19 protein-coding genes are annotated in these 20,567 nt (G+C 70.7%); 12 read left to right on the top strand and 7 right to left on the bottom strand.

Translation table 11 applies throughout. The features are described 5' to 3' along the window. The first annotated feature begins 3 nt into the window (after nucleotides 1-3). Together hutC (ACX12L_RS17335) and hutH are read left to right on the top strand one after the other, a co-directional pair. A complete protein-coding gene (gene hutC, locus ACX12L_RS17335; RefSeq protein WP_459263702.1) occupies nucleotides 4-783 on the top strand; it encodes a histidine utilization repressor in 780 nt (259 codons plus the stop codon). 63 nt (nucleotides 784-846) lie between these two features. Then, nucleotides 847-2,433, top strand: coding sequence for a histidine ammonia-lyase (gene hutH / locus ACX12L_RS17330; RefSeq protein WP_459263701.1), 1,587 nt, complete (start codon nucleotides 847-849; stop codon nucleotides 2,431-2,433). On the opposite strand, the gene hutC (ACX12L_RS17325) is transcribed toward hutH, so the two are convergent. Continuing rightward, nucleotides 2,430-3,155: a histidine utilization repressor gene (gene hutC / locus ACX12L_RS17325; RefSeq protein WP_459263700.1), complete on the bottom strand. Its 726-nt coding sequence runs from the start codon at nucleotides 3,153-3,155 to the stop codon at nucleotides 2,430-2,432. The two genes, hutH and hutC (ACX12L_RS17325), sit on opposite strands and share 4 nt — an antisense overlap. Nucleotides 3,156-3,297: 142 nt before the next feature. Between hutC (ACX12L_RS17325) and ACX12L_RS17320 the strand changes: the two genes are divergently transcribed. From ACX12L_RS17320 to hutG, 10 genes are all read left to right on the top strand, one after another. Beyond that, a complete protein-coding gene (locus ACX12L_RS17320) occupies nucleotides 3,298-4,776 on the top strand; it encodes a purine-cytosine permease family protein (RefSeq protein ID WP_459263699.1) in 1,479 nt (492 codons plus the stop codon). A 43-nt stretch (nucleotides 4,777-4,819) separates the two neighbouring features. Continuing rightward, the gene (gene hutU, locus ACX12L_RS17315; protein WP_459263698.1) at nucleotides 4,820-6,541 is read left to right on the top strand and encodes a urocanate hydratase; all 1,722 of its coding nucleotides are present in this window, start codon (nucleotides 4,820-4,822) and stop codon (nucleotides 6,539-6,541) included. 118 nt (nucleotides 6,542-6,659) lie between these two features. Then, a complete protein-coding gene (locus ACX12L_RS17310; RefSeq protein ID WP_459263697.1) occupies nucleotides 6,660-7,409 on the top strand; it encodes an IclR family transcriptional regulator in 750 nt (249 codons plus the stop codon). 46 nt (nucleotides 7,410-7,455) lie between these two features. Next, on the top strand, nucleotides 7,456-8,208 hold the full coding sequence (locus ACX12L_RS17305) for a glutamine ABC transporter substrate-binding protein (RefSeq protein ID WP_459263749.1): 753 nt from the start codon (nucleotides 7,456-7,458) through the stop codon (nucleotides 8,206-8,208). 14 nt (nucleotides 8,209-8,222) lie between these two features. Then, nucleotides 8,223-8,891 (top strand): amino acid ABC transporter permease, encoded by a 669-nt coding sequence (locus ACX12L_RS17300; protein WP_459263696.1) that lies wholly within the window; start codon nucleotides 8,223-8,225, stop codon nucleotides 8,889-8,891. After that, nucleotides 8,888-9,670: an amino acid ABC transporter ATP-binding protein gene (locus tag ACX12L_RS17295; RefSeq protein WP_459263695.1), complete on the top strand. Its 783-nt coding sequence runs from the start codon at nucleotides 8,888-8,890 to the stop codon at nucleotides 9,668-9,670. Before ACX12L_RS17300 ends, ACX12L_RS17295 begins: the two co-directional genes overlap by 4 nt. A gap of 5 nt (nucleotides 9,671-9,675) precedes the next feature. Next, the gene (locus tag ACX12L_RS17290; RefSeq protein ID WP_459263694.1) at nucleotides 9,676-10,278 is read left to right on the top strand and encodes a HutD/Ves family protein; all 603 of its coding nucleotides are present in this window, start codon (nucleotides 9,676-9,678) and stop codon (nucleotides 10,276-10,278) included. Nucleotides 10,279-10,324: 46 nt separating this feature from the next. Then, nucleotides 10,325-11,578 carry an imidazolonepropionase gene (hutI, locus tag ACX12L_RS17285; RefSeq protein ID WP_459263693.1) on the top strand — a complete coding sequence of 418 codons (1,254 nt, stop codon included), beginning with the start codon at nucleotides 10,325-10,327 and terminating at the stop codon, nucleotides 11,576-11,578. Nucleotides 11,579-11,582: 4 nt separating this feature from the next. Further along, nucleotides 11,583-13,019, top strand: a complete 1,437-nt coding sequence (locus ACX12L_RS17280; RefSeq protein ID WP_459263692.1) for a formimidoylglutamate deiminase — start codon at nucleotides 11,583-11,585, stop codon at nucleotides 13,017-13,019. A 29-nt stretch (nucleotides 13,020-13,048) separates the two neighbouring features. Beyond that, nucleotides 13,049-13,870 (top strand): N-formylglutamate deformylase, encoded by an 822-nt coding sequence (hutG, locus tag ACX12L_RS17275; RefSeq protein WP_459263691.1) that lies wholly within the window; start codon nucleotides 13,049-13,051, stop codon nucleotides 13,868-13,870. On the opposite strand, the gene murI is transcribed toward hutG, so the two are convergent. The 6 genes from murI to ACX12L_RS17245 form a co-directional block, all read right to left on the bottom strand. Then, nucleotides 13,867-14,730, bottom strand: a complete 864-nt coding sequence (gene murI, locus ACX12L_RS17270; RefSeq protein WP_459263690.1) for a glutamate racemase — start codon at nucleotides 14,728-14,730, stop codon at nucleotides 13,867-13,869. The two genes, hutG and murI, sit on opposite strands and share 4 nt — an antisense overlap. A 35-nt stretch (nucleotides 14,731-14,765) precedes the next feature. Next, nucleotides 14,766-15,401, bottom strand: a complete 636-nt coding sequence (locus ACX12L_RS17265) for a DUF938 domain-containing protein (protein WP_459263689.1) — start codon at nucleotides 15,399-15,401, stop codon at nucleotides 14,766-14,768. A 200-nt stretch (nucleotides 15,402-15,601) separates the two neighbouring features. Next, a complete protein-coding gene (locus tag ACX12L_RS17260; protein WP_459263688.1) occupies nucleotides 15,602-16,405 on the bottom strand; it encodes an aldolase/citrate lyase family protein in 804 nt (267 codons plus the stop codon). A gap of 6 nt (nucleotides 16,406-16,411) precedes the next feature. Beyond that, entirely contained in the window at nucleotides 16,412-17,881 is a 1,470-nt protein-coding gene (locus ACX12L_RS17255) for an NAD-dependent succinate-semialdehyde dehydrogenase (RefSeq protein ID WP_459263687.1), read from the bottom strand. 66 nt (nucleotides 17,882-17,947) lie between these two features. After that, a complete protein-coding gene (locus ACX12L_RS17250) occupies nucleotides 17,948-19,471 on the bottom strand; it encodes a UxaA family hydrolase (protein ID WP_459263686.1) in 1,524 nt (507 codons plus the stop codon). A gap of 2 nt (nucleotides 19,472-19,473) precedes the next feature. Then, a complete protein-coding gene (locus ACX12L_RS17245) occupies nucleotides 19,474-20,463 on the bottom strand; it encodes a tripartite tricarboxylate transporter substrate binding protein (RefSeq protein WP_459263685.1) in 990 nt (329 codons plus the stop codon). Nucleotides 20,464-20,567 lie beyond the last annotated feature (104 nt).

Here is a 20,567-nt window from a genome sequence, read left to right as displayed (position 1 = left end):
CCCATGGCATCCGCTTCCTCCGCCCGCGCCAAGGCGCGGCCTGCACGGCTCACCGAGGCCTCGCCGGTGGCCCTGTACCAGCAGGTCAAGGACCATGTCGCGCGCCGGATCCAGGACGGCTCGTGGAAGGCCGGCGACCGCCTGCCGTCCGAGAACGAGCTGGTGCTGCAGTTCGGCATCTCGCGCATGACCGTGAACCGCGCCCTGCGCGAACTGGCGGAGCAGGGGCGCATCGTGCGCGTGGCGGGCGTGGGCAGCTTCGTGGCCGAGGGCAAGCCCCAGTCCACGCTGCTGCAGATCGCCAACCTGGCGAGCGAGATCCGCCAGCGCGGCCATGACTACAGCTGCAAGGTGCTCGGCGTGGAACGCGTGGCGGCCGGCATGGAGGTGGCGGCGGCGCTCGACCTGCGCACGGGCGAGCCGGTGTTCCATGCCCTGTGCGTGCACCTGGAGGACGGGGTGCCCGTGCAGCTCGAGGACCGCTACGTCAACCCGCGCATCGTGCCCGACTTCATCGACCAGGACTTCGCGCAACTGCAGCCGTCGGAGTTCCTGGTGCGCAACGTGCCCTACGACCAGATGGAGCACGTGGTCGACGCCGTGCTGCCCACGCCGCAGCAGGCCCGGCTGCTGGAGATGGAGCCGACCCAGCCCTGCCTGCTGCTGATGCGCCGCACCTGGAACCGCGGCACGCCCGTGACGCTGGTGCGCTGCCTGCATCCGGCGTCGCGTTACCGCCTGGGCTGCCGCATCCGCGCCGACGGCAACCCGGTGTTCGGATAGCCACGGGTCGGGCACGCGCGAACCGTTTTTGCTTGTGTGAGCTTGTATATACAGGATCGAACCATGAACCCAGCCAACCCTTCCGAGCCCGACGCTCTGGTGCTGCGCCCCGGCCACGTGAGCCTGGCCGAGTTGCGCCGCATCCAGGCCGGCGGCGTGCATCTGCGACTCGACCCTGCGGCCCAGGCCGGCATGCAGGCCGCGCAGGCCACGGTGCAGCGCATCGTCGATGAAGACCAGGTGGTCTACGGCATCAACACCGGCTTCGGCAAGCTGGCCAGCACAAAGATTGCCCACGACCACCTGGCCGAACTGCAGCGCAACCTGGTGCTCTCGCACAGCGTCGGCACGGGCGAGCCCCTGCCCGACCCCGTGGTGCGCATGGTGCTGGCCACCAAGGCCGTGAGCCTGGCGCGCGGCCACTCGGGCGTGCGCCCGGCCCTGGCCGATGCGCTGCTGGCCCTGGCCAATGCCGACGTGCTGCCCGTGATCCCGGCCAAGGGCTCGGTGGGTGCTTCGGGCGACCTCGCGCCGCTGGCGCACCTGGCCTGCGTGCTGATCGGCGAGGGCCAGGCCCGGGTGCAGGGGCGGGTCGTGCCGGGCCGCGAGGCCATGGCGGCCGTGGGGCTCGATCCCTTCGTGCTCGGGCCCAAGGAGGGGCTGGCGCTGCTCAACGGCACGCAGGTGTCCACGGCGCTGGCGCTGGCGGGCCTGTTCGATGCCGAGAGCGTGTTCGCCGCGGGCCTGGTGTCGGGCGCGCTCACGCTCGAAGCCATCAAGGGATCGGTCAAGCCCTTCGACGCGCGCATCCACGAGGCGCGCGGCCAGGCCGGGCAGATCGCCGTGGCCGCCGCCGTGCGCGCGCTGCTGGAGGGCAGCGCCATCGACCCCTCGCACCCGCACTGCGGCCGCGTGCAGGACCCGTACTCCATCCGCTGCGTGCCCCAGGTCATGGGCGCGTGCCTGGACAACCTGCAGCATGCCGCGCGCGTGCTGCGCATCGAGGCCAATGCCGCGTCCGACAACCCCCTGGTGTTCACCGACACCGCGGAAGTCATCTCGGGCGGCAACTTCCACGCCGAGCCCGTGGCCTTCGCGGCCGACATCGTCGCGCTGGCGCTGGCCGAGATCGGCGCGATCGCCGAGCGGCGCCTGGCGCTGCTGCTGGACCCGGGCCTTTCGGGCCTGCCCGCCTTCCTGGTGCGCGAGAGCGGGGTGAATTCGGGCTTCATGATCGCCCAGGTCACGGCCGCGGCCCTGGCCGCCGAGAACCAGTGCCTGGCCCACCCCAGCAGCGTGACCAGCCTGCCCACCTCGGCCAACCAGGAGGACCACGTGTCCATGGCCACCTACGGCGCGCGGCGCCTTGCCGATATGGCGCGCAACACGGCCGTGATCGTGGGCATCGAGGCCATGGCCGCCGCGCAGGGCATCGACTTCGACCGCGTGCCGGCCCCGGGCGCCGCGCCCGCGCCGTGGCTCAAGAGCTCGCCGCTGGTCGAGGCGCAGCTCGCCGCCATCCGCGCGCGGGTGGCCTTCCTCGAACGGGACCGCTACCTCGCGCCCGACATCGAGGTCATGCGCCTGTGGGCGCTTCGGACCTGCTGGCCCGAGACGCTGCGGCGCATCCTGCCCAGTTCGGCGAGCTAGAAACTGCCCGTGAACCGGTAGCGCGATGCCGGGTGCCACAGCGCCGATACGGAGGCCACCTGGCCCTGCGATCGCGTGCTGCGGCGCAGCACCAGGCAGGGCTCGCCGGCGTCCATGCGCAGCATGTCCGCCACCTCGGCGCCGGGCATGCCGGCCTCGATGGAGAACTGCACGCCCTGCAGCGGCGCCACGCGCATCAGGTAGGCGTTGGGTGTCTGGCTGCCGAAGTCCTGGGCCAGGTAGTCCGGCGCGACCGCGGGGTTGACGTAGCGGTCCTCGACCTGGATGGGCACGTTGTTCTCGAAGTGCACCACCACGGAATGGAACAGGGTCTGGGCGGCGGACAGCTCGAATTGCCGCGCCAGGGCGGCGTCGGCGCGGCAGCGTTCGAGCTTCTGCAGCTCGCCGCGGTACGCATGGCCGCGCGCCGCGATCTCGTCGGCGATGTTGCGCAGCTGGACCAGGGTGGACTGGTACTTCTGCTGGGCCACGAAGGTGCCCGATCCCCGCACGCGCGTCAGCGTCCGTTCGTCGCTGAGCTCGCGCAGGGCGCGGTTGACCGTCATGCGGGCCACCTCGAACTGCTTGGCCAGGGCCGCTTCGCTGGGGATGGCATCGCCTTCCTGCCACGTGCCGCTCTGGATCTGCTGCAGCACATAGTCCTTGATGCGTTGGAACGTCGGCACGGCGGCCGGGGAGGATGTGCGAATGGGGCGATGCATAGGGTTTGTACGGATCAAAAAACCTGTATAGACGATTGACGGTGCCGCCAGTAAAACACAAAATTTGTATATACAACTAATGAGAAATTCATCGATAGTTGTATGTGCAAATAAACATCACCAAGGGAATGACGGAGCACCCATGCGCAGTGAGACAAGCACGCCGGTCTCGACCGGTCCCATCGAGAGAAGAACCATAGACATGGTCCCGGAGGATGAGCGCCACGGCTCGCCCTCCAGCCAGTTCACCCTCTGGTTCGGCGCCAACATGCAGATCACGGCCGTGGTCGACGGCGCCCTGGCCGTGGTCTTCGGCGCCGAGGCCATGGCGGCCATCGTCGGCCTGCTGATCGGCAACGTCCTCGGCGGCATCGTCATGGCCCTGCACTCGGCCCAGGGCCCGCGCCTGGGCCTGCCGCAGATGATTTCCAGCCGCGTGCAGTTCGGCGTCAAGGGCGCTGCCCTGCCGCTGCTGCTCGTGATCCTCATGTACCTGGGCTTCGCGGCCACGGGCACGGTGCTCTCGGGCCAGGCCATCAACCTGATGTTCGGGTTCAGCGCGCCGGCGGCGGGCATCGCCATCTTCGGCGCGCTGACCGCTCTGGTCGCCGTCGTGGGCTACAGGCTGATCCACACGGTGGGCCGCATTTCCACCGTGGTCGGCATCCTGGGCTTCGGCTACCTGGCCTGGCAGCTGTTCCATCAGTACGACGTGGCCAGCGCCTTCGGCCAGAAGCCCTTCACCTGGGCCAGCTTCCTGACGGCCATGGCCCTGTCGGCCGGCTGGCAGATGACCTTCGCGCCCTATGTGGCCGACTACTCGCGCTACCTGCCGAGCAAGACCTCCACCGCCGCCACCTTCTGGACCACCTTTGGTGGCAGCGTGATCAGCGCCCAGCTGGCCATGACCTTCGGCGCGCTGGTGGCCGCTCTGGGCGCCAACTTCATCAAGAACCAGGTCGGCTTCCTGGGCGAGCTGGCCGGCCCGCTGGCCGTGGTGATCTACCTGGTCATCGTGACCGGCAAGCTCACGGTGAACTGCCTCAACGCCTATGGCGGCGTCATGACCATGCTCACCACCGTGAGCGCCTTCAACGACAGGAAGCAGTTCTCTCCCGCCACCCGCCTCGCCTACATCCTGGGCTTCGTGCTGGTGACGGTGCTGGTGGCCCTGCTGGCCAGCTCCAACTTCCTGTCCACGTTCAAGAACTTCGTGCTGCTGCTGCTCACCGTGTTCGTGCCCTGGAGCGCCGTCAACCTCGTGGACTACTACCTGATCTCCAAGGAGAAGGTGGACATCCCCGCGCTCTACGACAGCAGGGGCCGCTACGGCGCCTACAACGGCGTGGCCCTGTTCAGCTACGTGCTGGGCATCGCCGTGCAGATCCCGTTCATCAACCAGGCCATGTACGAAGGCCCGCTGGCCAAGGCCATGGGCGGCGCCGACATTTCCTGGATCGTGAGCCTGGTCGTCACTGCGCTGGTGTACTACCCGCTGGCGGCGAGAACCATGAACGTTCCCAGGCAAATGATCTATCCGGTCACCGAGCCGGCCACCGGGGCGCCCGACACGGTGCCCGGCTATGACGGCAGCCTTGCCCACACCAGCCATGCCGGGTAAACCGGCCAGACCCTTTCCCCTCTCATTCATGAAGGACACGACCATGAACGCCAACGACGCCATCCTCAACGCCGCCCGGCAGGACCCCCGCCACGACGCAAGCCGCGTCATCCGCGCGCCGCGCGGCAGCGATCTGCATTGCAAGAACTGGCTCGCCGAGGCCGCCTACCGCATGATCCAGAACAACCTGGACCCCGACGTGGCCGAGAACCCCCAGGCCCTGGTGGTCTACGGCGGCATAGGCCGCGCCGCGCGCAACTGGGAATGCTTCGACGAAATCCTCGCGCAGCTCAAGAAGCTCGAGGCCGACGAGTCGCTGCTGATCCAGTCCGGCAAGCCCGTGGGCGTGTTCAAGACCCACCCCGACGCGCCGCGCGTGCTGCTGGCCAACTCCAACCTCGTGCCCAAGTGGGCCACCTGGGAGCACTTCAACGAGCTCGACCAGAAGGGCTTGTTCATGTACGGCCAGATGACGGCCGGCAGCTGGATCTACATCGGCAGCCAGGGCATCGTGCAGGGCACGTTCGAGACCTTCGTCGAGGCCGGCCGCCAGCATTACAGCAACGACCTGACCGGCAAGTGGATCCTCACGGCCGGCCTGGGCGGCATGGGCGGCGCCCAGCCGCTGGCGGCCACGCTGGCCGGCGCCTGCTCGCTGACCATCGAGTGCAAGCAGAGCAGCATCGATTTCCGCCTGCGCACGCGCTACGTGGACAAGCAGGCCAGGGACATCGACGACGCGCTGGCGCTCATCAAGCACCACACCGGAAGGGGGGAGGCCGTCTCCATCGCGCTGCTGGGCAACGCGGCCGAGGTCCTGCCCGAACTGGTCAAGCGCGCCAAGGCGGGCGGCTCCCGACCCGACATCGTGACCGACCAGACGTCGGCCCACGACCTGGTCAACGGCTACCTGCCCGCGGGCTGGACCGTGGAGCAGTGGAACGCCGCCGCGGCCGACCCCGGCCAGCACCCCACGCTCAGGAAGGCGGCGGCCCAGAGCTGCGCCGTGCACGTGCAGGCCATGCTGGACTTCCAGGCCATGGGCATCCCCACGGTGGACTACGGCAACAACATCCGCCAGGTGGCCTTCGACGAGGGCGTGAAGAGCGCCTTCGACTTCCCCGGCTTCGTGCCCGCCTACATCCGCCCGCTGTTCTGCGAGGGCAAGGGGCCGTTCCGCTGGGTGGCGCTGTCGGGCGACCCGGAGGACATCTACAAGACCGACGCCAAGATCAAGGAGCTGTTCCCCGAGAACAGGCACACGCACCGCTGGCTCGACATGGCGCGCGAGCGCATCAGCTTCCAGGGCCTGCCCGCGCGCATCTGCTGGCTGGGCCTGGGCGAGCGCCACAAGGCGGCGCTGGCCTTCAATGAAATGGTCAGGAACGGCGAGCTCAAGGCCCCCATCGTGATCGGCCGCGACCACCTGGACTGCGGCAGCGTGGCCAGCCCCAACCGCGAGACCGAGGCCATGAAGGACGGCACCGACGCCGTCTCCGACTGGCCGCTGCTCAACGCGCTGCTCAACACCGCGGGCGGCGCCACCTGGGTCAGCCTGCACCACGGCGGCGGCGTGGGCATGGGCTACTCGCAGCACGCGGGCGTGGTCATCGTGGCCGACGGCACCGACGCGGCCGCGCAGCGCCTCTCGCGCGTGCTCTGGAACGACCCGGCCACGGGCGTGATGCGCCATGCCGACGCGGGCTACGAGAGCGCCGTGGCCTGCGCCAAGCGCAGCGGCCTGAACCTGCCGATGGTGCGTTGAGGAAAGGGGAGGGAAGGGAAAAGGGAATCCCACGGAACGTCAAAAAAAGGGACCTTCATTCCCAATTTTTGGGAATGAGGGGCTGTGAATGGCAACGGCTTGCTTTGATACTGCCGCCATGTCCAAGAGCGCTTCGTCCGCCGCCGTCCCCACCGCAGACCGTGTGCTGCAGGTGCTGGCCGTGCTGGCCCGGCAGGGCAAGACCCTGTCGGCCGCGGAGCTCATGGAGCACACGGGCCTGGCGCGCAGCACGCTGTACCGCCAGCTCGCGCGGCTCAAGCGCTGGGGCTTCGTGCTCGAAAGCGATGGCCACTACGCGCCCGGGCCGCTGAGCCTGCAGCTCGCGCTGGGGTTCGACCTGGCCTCACACCTGGTGCGGCTGGCGCGCCCCGGCATGCTGGAGCTGGCGCAGCAGTCGCAGGAAAGCGTGGGCCTGATCGTGGCCGTGAACGACCAGGCGATCTGCCTGGACATGGTGGAGAGCCAGCAGTCGCTGCGCTGCTCGTTCGAGAAGGGGCGCAGCGTGCCCCTGCGCGCGGGCGCCTCGGCCAAGTGCGTGCTGGCCCATCTGCCCGAGGCCGCGCGCGCGGCCGTGCTCGACGGCCTGTGGGGCCCGGGCACGCCCGAGCGCCAGGCCGCGCAGGACGAGCTCGACGCCATCCGCCAGGCGGGCTTCGCCGTGAGCGCGGGCGCGGTGGACCCCGGCGTGTGGGGCTGCAGCGTGCCGCTGTTCGGCGCCTCGCGCCAGGCCGTGGGCGCCATCACGCTGATGGCGCCGATCCTGCGCTCCCAGGGCCACGAGGAGGCGCTGATCCGCATGACGGTCGTGGCCGCCGCGCGCATATCGCGCCAGCTGGTCTTGCACTGATTTCCCTTTTCCCTACCCCTAGAACCTCAACCGGAGACTTTCCATGATGACTATCCGCCGCAACCTTCTTCTCGCCGGCATGGCCGCGCTGGCGCTGGGCGCCGCAGGCGCGCACGCCCAGGACAACGTGCTGCGCGTGGGCACCGACGCCACGTTCCCGCCCATGGAGTTCGTCGAGAACGGCAAGCGCACGGGCTTCGACATCGAGCTGGTGGAAGCCATCGCCAAGGCCATGGGCAAACAGGTCGAGTGGGTGGACATCGATTTCAAGGGCCTGATTCCGGGCCTGATCTCCAGGCGCTTCGACATGGCCGTGTCGGCCATCTACATCACCGACGAGCGCAGGAAGGTGGTGGACTTCACCGAGCCCTACTACGCGGGCGGCCTCGTGGCCATGGTGAAGGAGGGCAACACCTCGATCAGGAAACTGTCCGACCTCGACGGCAAGAGGGTCAGCGTGCAGGTGGGCACCAAGTCGGTGGGTTTCCTCACGCAGAACTACCCCAAGGTGCAGCGCATCGAGGTCGAGAAGAACCAGGAGATGTTCAACCTCGTGGACATCGGCCGCGCCGACGCCGCCGTGACGGGCAAGCCCGCGGCCTACCAGTACGTGCGCACGCGCCCCGGCCTGCGCGTGCTCGAGGAGCAGCTCACCACCGAGGAATACGGCATGGCCCTGCGCAAGGACACGCCCGAGCTCACCAAGGCCGTGAACGCCGCCATCGCCAGGCTCAAGGCCGACGGCACCTATGCCGCCATCGTGAAGAAGTGGTTCAGCACCGGCGCCGCGGCCAAGTGATGAGGGGTTGAGCGATGGAACTCGATTTTTCCCCCGTCTGGGCCGGATGGCTCCAGCTGCTGCAGGGTGCGGTGGTGACGGTGCAGGTCACCGCGGCCTCGCTGCTGCTGGGCTGCGTCATGGGCCTGCTGGTCGGCATCGGCCGGCTCAACCCCAGGAACCGCATCGTCTACGGCCTGTGCACGGCCTACGTGGCGGCCATCCGCGGCACGCCGCTGCTGGTGCAGCTGTTCCTGCTGTTCTTCGGCCTGCCGCAGCTGGGCGTGCTGCTGCCGGCCTTCGTGTGCGGCGTGATCGGCCTGGGCATCTACTCGGGCGCCTACGTGTCGGAGATCGTGCGCGGAGCGATCCAGTCCATCGACAGGGGCCAGATGGAGGCCGCGCGCTCCATCGGCCTGTCGTCGGGCCAGGCCATGCGCAGCGTGGTGCTGCCTCAGGCCGTGGTGCGCATGATCCCGCCGCTGGGCAACGAGTTCATCGCGCTCATCAAGAACTCGGCCCTGGTGTCGCTGCTCACCATCCACGACCTCATGCACGAGGGCCAGAAGATCATCAGCGTGTCCTACCGTTCGCTGGAGGTGTACCTGGCCATCGCGGTCGTGTACTTCGTCCTCACGGGCGCCACCACGCTGGTGCTGCGCCACATGGAGCTGCGCCTGCGCGCGGGGGGGATGGTGCAATGACGATGCAGGCCGGTTCCCAGGGCGCCGAGCCCATCGTGCGCATCCGCGGCCTGCGCAAGGCCTACGGCGACCATGTCGTGCTCAGCGGCATCGACTTCGACGTGCAGCCCTCGCAGGTGGTGGTCGTGATCGGCCCCAGCGGCTCGGGCAAGAGCACCTTCCTGCGCTGCTGCAACGGCCTGGAGCAGCCGCAGGGCGGGCGCATCGACATCTGCGGGCGCACGCTCGTCGATGACGGCCGGATGCTGCCCGACAGCGACCTCAACGCGCTGCGCGAGGAGGTCGGCATGGTGTTCCAGTCGTTCAACCTGTTCCCGCACCTGTCGGTGATCGACAACGTCACGCTGGGCCCGCGCAAGCTGCACAAGCTGCCGCGCGCCGAGGCGGAGGCCGAGGCGCGCGTGCTGCTCGAAAAGGTGGGCCTGGCCCACAAGGCCGAGGCCATGCCCGCGAGCCTCTCGGGCGGCCAGAAGCAGCGCGTGGCCATCGCCCGCGCCCTGGCCATGAAGCCGCGCGTGATGCTGTTCGACGAGCCCACCTCGGCGCTGGACCCCGAACTCGTGGGCGAGGTGCTGCAGGTCATGAAGGTGCTCGCGCGCGAGGGCATGACCATGATGGTCGTGACCCACGAGATGGACTTTGCGCGCGAGGTGGGCGACGTGGTCGTCGTCATGGACGGCGGCGGCATCATCGAATCGGGCCCGCCCGCCACCATCTTCACCAACCCCGGCCAGGAGCGCACGCGCTCGTTCCTGCAGGCCGTGCTCACGCGCGCGTGACCAGCATGCAACGCTTCGACCTCGCGGCCGTGCCGCCCACTCCCTGGAAGAACGGCGGCGGCCACACGCGCGAGCTGGCCTGCTGGCCGCCCGGCGCGGGCATGGAGGGCTTCGAGTGGCGCGTGAGCGTGGCCACCATCGCGGCGCCGGGGCCGTTCTCGGCCTTCGCGGGCGTTGACCGGCAGATCATGCTGCTCGATGGCGACGGCGTGCACCTGAGCGCGCCGGGCGCCGGCCTGGACCACCGGCTGGACCGGCGCTGGCGGCCGTTCGCCTTCCCGGGCGACGTGGCCGTGGGCTGCCGCCTGCTCGGCGGCAGCTCCACCGACTTCAACCTCATGCTGCGCCGCGGCCGCTGGCGCGGCAGCGTCGAGGTGGCGCGCGATGCGCGCGTGCCCGGCAGCACGCCCGCGGGCCTGTGCATGGTGCTCGCGGGCCGCTGGAGCCTGGGCGGCGACGTGCTGGAGCCGGGCCAGGGCCTCTGGTGGAGCGCCGCCGGGGCCGGCCCCGCGCTCGCGCCGCACGCGCGGCAGGGCGGCGAGGCGCCCGTGCTCGCCTGGGTGGGGCTCATGCCTTGTTTTCAAGAGAAAAACGCCTCCAGCGCTTGATGGACAAGCGCTGCAAGCTACCGTTTGCATAGCGAGAGAACCAACCATGGACGATACCGATCCCTTCACCGCGCCCAGCGCCGACGGCGTCTGGGAGGGCCTGCGCCTTGCCCCCGGCCTGGCCCGCGCCGACATGGCCGTGGGCACCGATGAGCGCGCCAGCCTGGTCGTGCAGGGCGGGGTGCTGCGCTGGGTGGGCCCGTCCGCGGCCCTGCCCGCAGGCTACGCGCGGCTGGCGCGCCGCGACGGCGGCGGCCTGCTGGCCACGCCCGGGCTGGTGGACTGCCACACCCACCTGGTCTACGGCGGCCAGCGCGCCAACGAATTCGCCATGCGGCTGGCCGGCGCCAGCTACGAAGAGGTGGCCAGGGCCGGCGGCGGCATCGTCTCCAGCGTGCGCGCCACGCGCGAGGCGAGCGAGGATGAGCTGTTCGCGCTCGCGCTGCCGCGCCTGTCGGCGCTGCTGGCCGAGGGCGTGTGCGCCATCGAGATCAAGTCGGGCTACGGCTTGGCCCTGGAACACGAGCGCAAGCAGCTGCGCGTGGCGCGCCGCCTGGGCGAGGCGCTGGGCGTGACGGTGCGCACCACCTTCCTCGGCGCGCACGCGCTGTCGCCCGAGTACGCCGGCCGCAGCCAGGACTACACCGACGCGGTCTGCAACGAGATGCTGCCCGCGCTCGCCGCCGAGGGGCTGGTCGACGCGGTGGACGCGTTCTGCGAGCGCATCGCGTTCACGCTGGCCGAGACGCGGCAGGTCTTCCAGGCCGCGCAAAGGCTGGGCATCCCGGTCAAGCTGCATGCGGGCCAGCTCTCCGACATGGGCGGCGCGCAGCTCGCGGCGCGCCACGGCGCGCTCTCGTGCGACCACATCGAGCATCTCTCGCAGGAGGGCATAGACGCGATGAAGGCCGCCGGCACCGTGGCCGTGCTGCTGCCCGGCGCCTACTACACGCTGCGCGACACGCACCTGCCGCCCATCGCGCAGCTGCGCGCCGCGGGCGTGCCCATGGCCGTCTCGACTGACCACAACCCCGGCACCTCGCCCGCGCTGAGCCTGCTGCTCATGGCCAACATGGCCTGCACGCTGTTCCGCCTCACGGTGCCCGAGGCGCTCGCGGGCATCACCACGCACGCGGCGCGCGCGCTGGGCCTCTCGGACACGCACGGCCTCATCGCGGCGGGGCGGCCCGCCAACTTCGTGCTGTGGTCCGTGGGCGAGGCGGCGGAGCTGGCCTACTGGCTCGGCCACAACCCGGCGCGCACCATCGTGCGCCAGGGCCGCATCGTGAAAGGCACGTGAACCCATGGACAAGACCCACACCTCAGCGCGGCCCGAAGCGCCGCACCTGCCCGCCCGCGACGCGGCGGGCGCCCTGTTCACCGAACATGCCTTGCTGCCCGGCGGCTGGGCCCGTGACGTGCTACTGCGCTGGGACGCGGGCGGGCGCCTTGTCTGCGCCGCCCCCGGCAGCGACGCGGGCGACGCGCCCCGTGCGCCCGGCCCCGTGGTCCCCGGCATGCCCAACCTGCATTCGCACGCCTTCCAGCGCGCGTTCGCGGGCCTGACCGAGTACCGCGCCCAGGCGCAGGACAGCTTCTGGAGCTGGCGCGACCTTATGTACCGCTTCGCCGCCCGGATCTCGCCCGAGTCGCTCCAGGCCATTGCCACCTGGCTGTACGTGGAGATGCTGGAGGCGGGCTACACCTCGGTGTGCGAGTTCCACTACGTGCACCACGACCAGGGCGGCCGGCCCTATGCCGACGACGCCACGCTGTCGCTGGCGCTGCTGCGCGCGGCGCGGGCGGCCGGCATCGGCATCACGCTGCTGCCCGTGCTCTACCAGGCCAGCGGCTTCGGCGGCCGGCCGCCGCGCGCCGACCAGGCGCGCTTCATCCGCAGCACCGACAACATGCTCTCTTTATTGGAGCGTCTTGCGCCCGCCACCAGGGCGCAAGAGGCCGTTCTGGGCCTTGCGCCGCATTCGCTGCGCGCCGTGCCGCCCGACAGCCTGCGCGCGGCCGTGCAGGGGCTTACGGCGCTGGACGCGCGCGCGCCCATCCACATCCACGTCGCCGAGCAGCGGCAGGAGGTGGATGACTGCGTGGCCTGGAGTGGGCAGCGCCCGGTGCAGTGGCTGCTGGACCATGCGAGCGTCGATGCGCGCTGGTGCCTGGTGCACGCCACGCACATGACGCCCGAGGAATACGCCGCCGCCGCGCGCACGGGCGCCGTGGCCGGCATCTGCCCCACGACCGAGGCCAACCTGGGCGACGGCATCTTCGACATGCCGCTGTGGCTGCAGCATGGCGGCCGCTGGGGCGTGGGCTCGGACAGCCATGCCTGCGTGAACGTGGCCGAGGAGCTGCTGATGCTCGAATACAGCCAGCGCCTGTCGCTGCGCCAGCGCAACGTGCTGGCCAGCAGCGGGCAGCCGCAGGTCGGCACGGCCCTGTGGCTCGCGGCCGTGCAGGGCGGGGCGCAGGCGGCGGGCCGCGCCGTGGCCGGGATCGCCGTGGGCCAGCAGGCCGACTTCGCCGTGCTCGACCCCCGGCACGTGGCGCTGGCCGGGCTGCCGGCCGAGGCCATGCTCTCGGCCCATGTCTTCGCAAGCAGCCGCGGCACGGCCCTGCACGGCGTCTGGACCGGCGGCGTGCAGCGCGTGGCCGCCGGGCGCCACGCGCTGCACGAGCGCGCCGCGCAGGAATTCGTCGCCGCACGCGCGGCCATCATCGCCGCTTGAATACAGGAACACTTCACGAGGCCCACACCATGCCCGACACCACCCACCCGCTCTTCACCTTCCACCAGGGAACGGCGCCGCTGTTCATCTCCATGCCCCACGTGGGCACCTACCTGCCGCCGGCCATCGCCGCGCGCCTGACGCCCGAGGCGCGCCAGGTGCCCGACACCGACTGGCACCTGGAGCGCCTCTACGGCTTTGCCAGGGAGCTGGGCGCCTCCATCCTCGTGCCCACGCATTCGCGCTACGTGGTCGACCTGAACCGCCCGCCCGATGGCGCCAGCCTCTACCCCGGCCAGAGCGTGACGGGCCTGTGCCCCGTGGACACGTTCGACGACACGCCCCTGTACGCCGACCCCGCCGACGCGCCCGGCGAGGCCGAGGTGGCCGCGCGCCGCACCGCCTACTGGGAGCCCTACCACGCGCAGCTGCGCGCCGAGCTGGAGCGCATGCGCGCCGAGCACGGCGTGGCCGTGCTGTGGGACGCGCACTCCATCCGCTCGGTGCTGCCGCGCTTCTTCGAGGGCAGGCTCACCGACCTGAACCTGGGCACGGGCAAGGGCACGAGCTGCGACCCGGCGCTGGCCGAGGAGTTGCTCGGCATCGCCAAGGCCGCCACGGGCTATAGCGCAGTGCTCAACGGCCGCTTCACGGGCGGCTACATCACGCGCCACTACGGCGAGCCCGCGCGCAACATCCACGCCGTGCAGCTGGAGATGACGCAGTGCAGCTACATGCAGGAGGCGCTGCCTTTCGACTACCTGCCCGAGGTGGCGGCGCGCGTGCAGCCGCACCTCCGGCGCATGGTCGAGGCGGCGCTGGCGTTCGCCCTGTCGCGGCGGGGCGGCTAGACGTCTGGCAGCGCGGCGCAGCACTGCGCCGGCAGCTGCAGCCAGCGCCCGGCTGCGGCCTGCAGCGCGCCGAGCTGGCCGGTGGTGTAGAGCCTGATGCCGCCCGGCGGCGCGCCGGAGCGCTCGTGCGCCAGCGCGCCGGCCTGGGCCAGGATGCGGCGCGTCTGGCGCGCCACGGCGGCGCCGGTGTCCAGGATCTGCACGTCCGGCCCGACCAGGGCGCGCAGCGCGTCCTTGGCGAACACGTAGTGCGTGCAGCCCAGCACCAGCGTGTCGATGTCGCCGGTCTTCAAGCCAAACTGGCCTAGAGCGCCCGTGTACCGGGCGCAGAGTGCTCTTATTTTTTCTGCCGACCCGGCGGCCGGCAGCGGCTCCTCGGTGCTCTGCTCTATGGCCCGGGCCAGGCCGTCGCAGGCCTGCACCGCGAACCGCGTCTGCGCCGAATGCGCCTGCAGCAGCCTTTGGAACCGCGCGCTGTCCACCGTGCCGCGCGTGGCCAGCACGCCCACGTGGTGCGTCTGGCTGCGCGCGGCCGCGGGCTTGAGCGCGGGCTCCACCCCTATGGCCGGCAGATCGGGCAGGGTGGCGCGCAGCTGCTCCACGGCGGCGGCCGTGGCCGTGTTGCAGGCCACCACCAGGGCCTTGATGCCGTGCCGCGCGCGCAGCCAGCGCGCGATGGCCAGCGTGCGCTGCTGCACGAAGGCCTCGCCCTTGGCGTCGCCATAGGGCGCGTTGCCGCTGTCGGCAAGGTAGACGAAGTCTTCGTGCGGCAGCTCGTGGCGCAGGGCCTGCAGCACGCTCAGGCCGCCTATGCCGCTGTCGAACACGCCTATGGGCCGGGCGGCAAGGGGTTCAGTCATGGAATGCGTGGCGGAAGAAATGGAGGCGAAGGGCGTCACTCTACGGCAGTGGCCTGGGCGCCGCCGCGGCGGAATACCAGCAGCCGGTTGTTGGCCGGCATGGCGTGGTCGCGCTCCAGCGCCAGACCGTGCCGCGCGGCCAGCGCCGCGATGTCCTCGAAGTGGCGTATGCCGCTCGCCGGGTCGCGCGCGCGCAGCCAGGCGTCGAAGGCGCGGTTGCTGTCGCTGGTGAAGCCGCCGCCGTAGTTGAAGGGGCCGTACACCGCCAGCACGCCGCCCGGAGGCAGGTGGGCGCCGGCCAGCGCGAACAGGCGCTGCACCAGCGGCCAGGCCACGATGTGCGTGGTGTTGCTGGTGAACACGGCGTCGAACGCGCCAGGGGGCCAGTCGCCGCCCTGCAGGTCCAGCAGCAGGGGCGGGCGCAGGTTGGGCGCCGGGTGCAGGGCGTGCCAGGCGCGTATGCCGGCGTGGTTCTCGGCCAGATCGCTGGTCTGCCAGACGAGGTGCGGCAGGCGCGGCGCGAAATGCACACCGTGCTGGCCCGTGCCCGAGCCGATCTCCAGCACGTGGCGGCGGTCGGCAAAGGCCTGCACGAGCACGGCCAGGATGGGGGCCTTGTTGTTTTCGCAGGCCTGGGAGAAGGGCAGGCCGGGAGGCTGGATGGCGGTCATGAGGGCTGGAGCATGCACCGCCCGATTATTTCAGCTATCCATTCCGCGTACGCGGCACCCGCGACGCATGAAACTGGCGCACCCCAAGCCAGGGCCGCCGTGCAAGGGCCGCCCCGCCGCACGGGCGGCGTCCCCCTTCCCACGCGTAGCGTGAGAGAAGGGGGAAGCGACGAAGTCGCTCAGGGGGTTGTCGTTTTATCTCAGTACGCGGCGCTGGGCGGGATGGCGCCGGCGGCGGGCTGGCCGTGTATTTCGGCGCGCCGCTTGCGCGCCGCCTGGGTGAACAGCAGCACGTCCACACCCACGGCCACGAAGGTGCAGCCCAGGTCGAGGTAGCGCCGCGCCAGCGCCGGGTCCGAGGTGAGCGTGCCCGCGGCCTTGCCGCTGGCGACGATGGTCCGCATCGCGCCCTCGATGGCGGCCTGCACCTCGGGGTGGCCCGGGTTGCCCCGGTGGCCCATGGACGCGGCCAGGTCCGCCGGGCCGATGAACACGCCGTGCACGCCGTCCACGGCGCAGATGGCCTCCAGGTTCCTGAGCGCCGTGGCGGTCTCGGCCTGCACCAGCAGGCAGACCTCGTCGTCGGCCACGGCCAGGTAGTCGGCGCGGCTGCTCCACTGCGACGCGCGCCCCGTGGCGCTGCCCACGCCGCGCACGCCCCTGGGCGGGTACTGCGTGGCGGCCACGATGGCGCGGGCCTGTTCCGGCGTATCGACCATGGGCACGAGCAGCGACCTGGCGCCTATGTCCAGCATCTGCTTGATGAGGGCGGTGCTGCCTTCCACCACGCGCACCACGGGCTGGCCGGGGTAGGGCGCCACGGCCTGCAGCGCGGCCAGGGTGCTGCGCAGGTCGTTGGGCGCGTGTTCGCCGTCGATCAGCAGCCAGTCGTAGCCGGTGGTGGCGGCGGCCTCGGCGAGGTAGGGGTCGGCCATGGAGAGCCACAGGCCGATCTGCGCCTGTCCGTTGGCAAGCGCGGTCTTGAAGGGGTTGTGTGCGGGCATGGCTTTTCAGTCGAGTTGGCCTTGGCAGACGTACTTGGTGTGCAGGTAGTCGTCGAGCCCGTGCGTCGATCCCTCGCGCCCGTAGCCCGATTCCTTCACGCCGCCGAAGGGCGCGGCCTCGGCCGAGATGGCGCCCTCGTTGATGCCGACGATGCCCGATTCGAGCGCGTCGGCCACGCGCCAGATGCGGCGCACGTCCTGGCTGTAGAAGTAGGCGGCCAGGCCGAAGGGCGTGTCGTTGGCGGCCTGGACCACCCCGGCCTCGTCGTCGAACACGGTGAGCGGCGCGACGGGGCCGAAGGTCTCCTCGCAGGCGCAGGCCATCGCGGGGTTGGCGCCGGTGAGCACGGTGGGGGCGTAGTAGGTGGGGCCAAGCCCGGGCAGGCGCTTGCCGCCGGTGAGCACCCTGGCGCCCCTGGCGACGGCGTCCTGCACGTGGCGCTCGATCTTCTCCACCGCGCGGCCGTTGATCATGGGGCCGATCTGCGAGGCCGGGTCGCTCGCGGGGCCGACCTTCAGCGCGCCCACGCGCGCGGCGAGCTTCTGCGCGAACGCGTCGAACACGGCGCGGTGCACGAGCACGCGGTTGGGGCACACGCAGGTCTGGCCGCCGTTCCTGAACTTGGCGGCCATGAAGCCTTCGACGGCGGCGTCCACGTCGGCATCGTCGAACACGATGAAGGGCGCGTTGCCGCCGAGTTCGAGCGAGAGTTTCTTCAGCGTGTCGGCGCCGCGGCGCGCGAGGTGCTTGCCCACGGGCGTGGAGCCCGTGAAGGTGATCTTGCGCACGCGCGCATCGTCGAGCCACACGTCCACCACCTCGGGCGTCTTCTCGCGCGAGGCGGTCACGATGTTGAGCACGCCGGCGGGCACGCCCGCCTCCTGCGCCAGCAGCACCAGCGCCAGGGAGGTGAGCGGCGTGTCCTCGGCGGGCTTGCAGACCACGGTGCAGCCGGCCGCGAGCGCGGGTGCGATCTTGCGCGCGATCATCGCGGCGGGGAAGTTCCACGGCGTGATGGCGGCCACCACGCCCACGGGCTCGCGCAGCGCGAACATGCGCCGGCCCGGCACGGGCGCGGGGATGACCTCGCCGTTCATGCGCGTGGCCTCTTCGCCGAACCATTCGATGTAGCTGGCGGCGTAGGCCACCTCGCCCTTGCCCTCGGCCAGGGGCTTGCCCTGTTCGCGGGAGATGAGCTTGCCCAGGTCGTCCTGGTGCGCCATCACGAGGTCGTGCCAGCGCTTGATGATGGCCGCGCGCTGCTTGGCCGGCACCTTGCGCCACGCGGGGAAGGCGGCGTGCGCGGCGTCGAGCGCGGCGCGGGCCTCGGCCGCGCCGCTGTCGGGAACGTCGGTGATGGTGCTGCCCGTGGCCGGGTCGGTGACGGCCAGGCGCGCGGCGGGCGTGCCGGTCCAGGCGCCGGCGATGAAGTTGGCGCTGCGGATCAGGTCGGGGCGGGAGAGAGTCAGTGGCATGGCTTTGAATGAAATATGCCGCCAGGGCTTGCCGGGAAAGCGCTGGCAGCTATGGTTTCAGGAGTTTCAGCTGACGATGCCCAGGTGCCAGGGCACGAACTCATTGTCGCCCAGGCCCAGCAGTTCGCTCTTGGTGGGCTCGCCGCTCGCGTGGCGCAGGATCTGCGCGAAGATGCGCTCGCCCATCTCGGGCACGGTGCATTCGCCATCGACGATCAGGCCGCAGTTGATGTCCATGTCCTCCTGCAGGCGCAGGTACATGGGCGTGTTGGTGGCCAGCTTGACCGTGGGCGCGGGCTTGCTGCCGAACATGGAGCCGCGCCCGGTGGTGAAGCAGATCATGTTGGCGCCGCTGGCGATCTGGCCCGTGGCGGCCACGGGGTCGTAGCCGGGCGAGTCCATGAAGACGAAGCCGCTTTGCGTGATGGGCTCGGCGTATTCGTACACGGCCTGCAGCGGCGTGGTGCCGCCCTTCATGGCGCTGCCCAGCGATTTCTCGAAGATGTTGGCCAGCCCCCCGGCCTGGTTGCCGTGGCCCACCACGCCGTTGAACTGGGCGTTCTGGCCCGCGGCGTACTTCTCCCACCAGGCCAGGCGGTCGAGCAGCTTCTGGCCCACCTCGGGGCTGACGGCGCGGCGGGTGAGCATGAACTCCACGCCGTGGATCTCGGGCGTCTCGCTCAGGATGGCCGTGCCGCCGTGGCGCACCAGGATGTCCATGGCCGCGCCCAGGGCCGGGTTGGCGGTGATGCCCGAGAAGCCGTCGGAGCCGCCGCACTCCAGCCCGATCTTGAGGTGGCTGGCACTCACCGCCTGGCGCCGCGCCTGGTTGGCGACGGGCAGCATCTCCTCGATGGCCGCGATGCCCGCCGCGATGGTGGCGCGCGTGCCGCCCATGTCCTGCATCACGAAGGTGCGCAGCAGCTGCCCCGGCTGCAGGCCCTGCGACTGCACCAGGGCGTCGACCTGGTTGCGCTCGCAGCCCAGGCCCACGATGAGCGCGCCCGCCAGGTTGGGGTGGCGCGCATAGCCCGCCAGCGTACGGCGCAGCACGTCGAAATGCTCGCTGGGCGAGGACATGCCGCAGCCGCTCGTCTGCGCGAAGGCCACGACGCCGTCCACGTTGGGATAGGCCGCGAGCCGCTTGGGCGTGAAGTGCGCGGCGATGTGCCGGATCGCCGTGGCCGAGCAGTTCACCGACGACAGGATGCCGATGAAGTTGCGCGTGCCCACGCGGCCGTCGGCGCGCACGAAGCCCTGGAACGTGGCGCGCCGGTCCTCGGGCACGTATTGCACGGGCCGCACGTCCGCGCCGAAGGCCGGGTCGCGGTAGTAGTCCACGATCATCAGGTTGTGGCTGTGCACGTAGTCGCCCGGCTCCAGGTCGCGCGTGGCCACGCCGATCACGGTGTCGTACTTCCTCACCTGCTCGCCCTCGGCGATGCGGCGCGCGGCGATCTTGTGCCCCGCGGGCACCTGGGCGCGTGCGCGCACGCCCAGCTCGGGAATCTCCTGGCCCAGCGCCAGCGCCGTCTTGGCGACGAACACGTTGTCGTTGGGGTGCAGGTGCAGCAGCGGGCCGGTGCTCATGCTCAGCCCTTCATCAGCTCGCGCAGCTTGAGCTTGTCGATCAGCACGGTCTCCTTCTGGTAGACCGCGTTCACGTATTTCTCGTAGTCGGGGCCGTCCAGGTACATGACCGGGGCATCGATCCTGTCCGTCACGGCCTTGAACTCGGGGCTGGCCACGGCCTGCCTGAAGGCGTCGCGCAGTTTGGCGAGGATGGCCGGGTCCATGCCCTTGGGCGCGCCTATGCCGTTGGGCGCGTCCACCACCACGTTGTAGCCCAGCTCCTTGAGCGTGGGCACGTCCTTGAAGCGCGGCGTGCGCTGCTCGCCCCAGGTGGCCAGCAGGCGCAGCTTGCCGGCCTCGACGTGCGGCGCCCACGAGCTGGAGTCGGCCAGCGCGTCCACGTGGCCGCCCAGCACGCCCTGCAGCGCCTCGGCGCCGCCCTTGTAGGGCACGTGGTTGAACTGGACGCCCGCGGCCATGGCGAACTCCTCCATGCCCACGTGCGTGGCGCCGCCCACGCCCGCGTGGGCGTAGGTCACCTGGCCCGGCCTCGCCTTGGCGGCGGCCACGAGCTCCTGCAGCGTCTTGTAGGGCGAGCCGGCCGGCACCGCGATGCCGAAGGTCTGGCCCGAGGTGCGCGCGATGTAGGTGAAATCCTTGCGCGGGTCGGCCGCCAGCGTGCCGACCTGGGAGAAGCGCGTGACCGAGATCGGGATCTGCCCGATGGTGTAGCCGTCGGCCTTGGCCGATGCCAGCGCCTTCGCGCCGATCATGCCCGAGGCGCCCGCGCGGTTCTCCACCGCGATCGCCTGGCCCAGTACGCGCGCGGCCACGGTGCACAGTGCGCGCATCGACTGGTCGGCCGTGCCGCCCGCGGGCCAGGGGCAGATGAAGGTGATGGGGCGCGCGGGCCATTCCTGCGCGAACAGGCGGGTGGAGCCGGTGGCGAGGGCGGCGGCGCCGAGCGCGCCGAAGATGAACTGGCGGCGTTCACTGCGTGGGGTCTGCATGCGTGTCTCCTGTCGTGGGGTTGTTGCCAGTCCGCCATTGTTGGATCCTGCTGCATAACAATCCAATGAAAATACGGACTTGCTTCATTGCCTGCGGGTTATGA

Source organism: Alicycliphilus sp. T452, from assembly GCF_054512775.1.
Note: the sequence above shows the minus strand (reverse complement) of the source record. Positions and strands in the feature narration are given on the sequence as shown.

Coding starts and splice junctions, on each gene's coding strand:
- hutC (WP_459263702.1), top strand. CDS start 4: ATGGCATCCGCTTCCTCCGCCCGCGCCAAGGCGCGGCCTGCACGGCTC.
- hutH (WP_459263701.1), top strand. CDS start 847: ATGAACCCAGCCAACCCTTCCGAGCCCGACGCTCTGGTGCTGCGCCCC.
- hutC (WP_459263700.1), bottom strand. CDS start 3,155: ATGCATCGCCCCATTCGCACATCCTCCCCGGCCGCCGTGCCGACGTTC.
- ACX12L_RS17320 (WP_459263699.1), top strand. CDS start 3,298: ATGCGCAGTGAGACAAGCACGCCGGTCTCGACCGGTCCCATCGAGAGA.
- hutU (WP_459263698.1), top strand. CDS start 4,820: ATGAACGCCAACGACGCCATCCTCAACGCCGCCCGGCAGGACCCCCGC.
- ACX12L_RS17310 (WP_459263697.1), top strand. CDS start 6,660: ATGTCCAAGAGCGCTTCGTCCGCCGCCGTCCCCACCGCAGACCGTGTG.
- ACX12L_RS17305 (WP_459263749.1), top strand. CDS start 7,456: ATGACTATCCGCCGCAACCTTCTTCTCGCCGGCATGGCCGCGCTGGCG.
- ACX12L_RS17300 (WP_459263696.1), top strand. CDS start 8,223: ATGGAACTCGATTTTTCCCCCGTCTGGGCCGGATGGCTCCAGCTGCTG.
- ACX12L_RS17295 (WP_459263695.1), top strand. CDS start 8,888: ATGACGATGCAGGCCGGTTCCCAGGGCGCCGAGCCCATCGTGCGCATC.
- ACX12L_RS17290 (WP_459263694.1), top strand. CDS start 9,676: ATGCAACGCTTCGACCTCGCGGCCGTGCCGCCCACTCCCTGGAAGAAC.
- hutI (WP_459263693.1), top strand. CDS start 10,325: ATGGACGATACCGATCCCTTCACCGCGCCCAGCGCCGACGGCGTCTGG.
- ACX12L_RS17280 (WP_459263692.1), top strand. CDS start 11,583: ATGGACAAGACCCACACCTCAGCGCGGCCCGAAGCGCCGCACCTGCCC.
- hutG (WP_459263691.1), top strand. CDS start 13,049: ATGCCCGACACCACCCACCCGCTCTTCACCTTCCACCAGGGAACGGCG.
- murI (WP_459263690.1), bottom strand. CDS start 14,730: ATGACTGAACCCCTTGCCGCCCGGCCCATAGGCGTGTTCGACAGCGGC.
- ACX12L_RS17265 (WP_459263689.1), bottom strand. CDS start 15,401: ATGACCGCCATCCAGCCTCCCGGCCTGCCCTTCTCCCAGGCCTGCGAA.
- ACX12L_RS17260 (WP_459263688.1), bottom strand. CDS start 16,405: ATGCCCGCACACAACCCCTTCAAGACCGCGCTTGCCAACGGACAGGCG.
- ACX12L_RS17255 (WP_459263687.1), bottom strand. CDS start 17,881: ATGCCACTGACTCTCTCCCGCCCCGACCTGATCCGCAGCGCCAACTTC.
- ACX12L_RS17250 (WP_459263686.1), bottom strand. CDS start 19,471: ATGAGCACCGGCCCGCTGCTGCACCTGCACCCCAACGACAACGTGTTC.
- ACX12L_RS17245 (WP_459263685.1), bottom strand. CDS start 20,463: ATGCAGACCCCACGCAGTGAACGCCGCCAGTTCATCTTCGGCGCGCTC.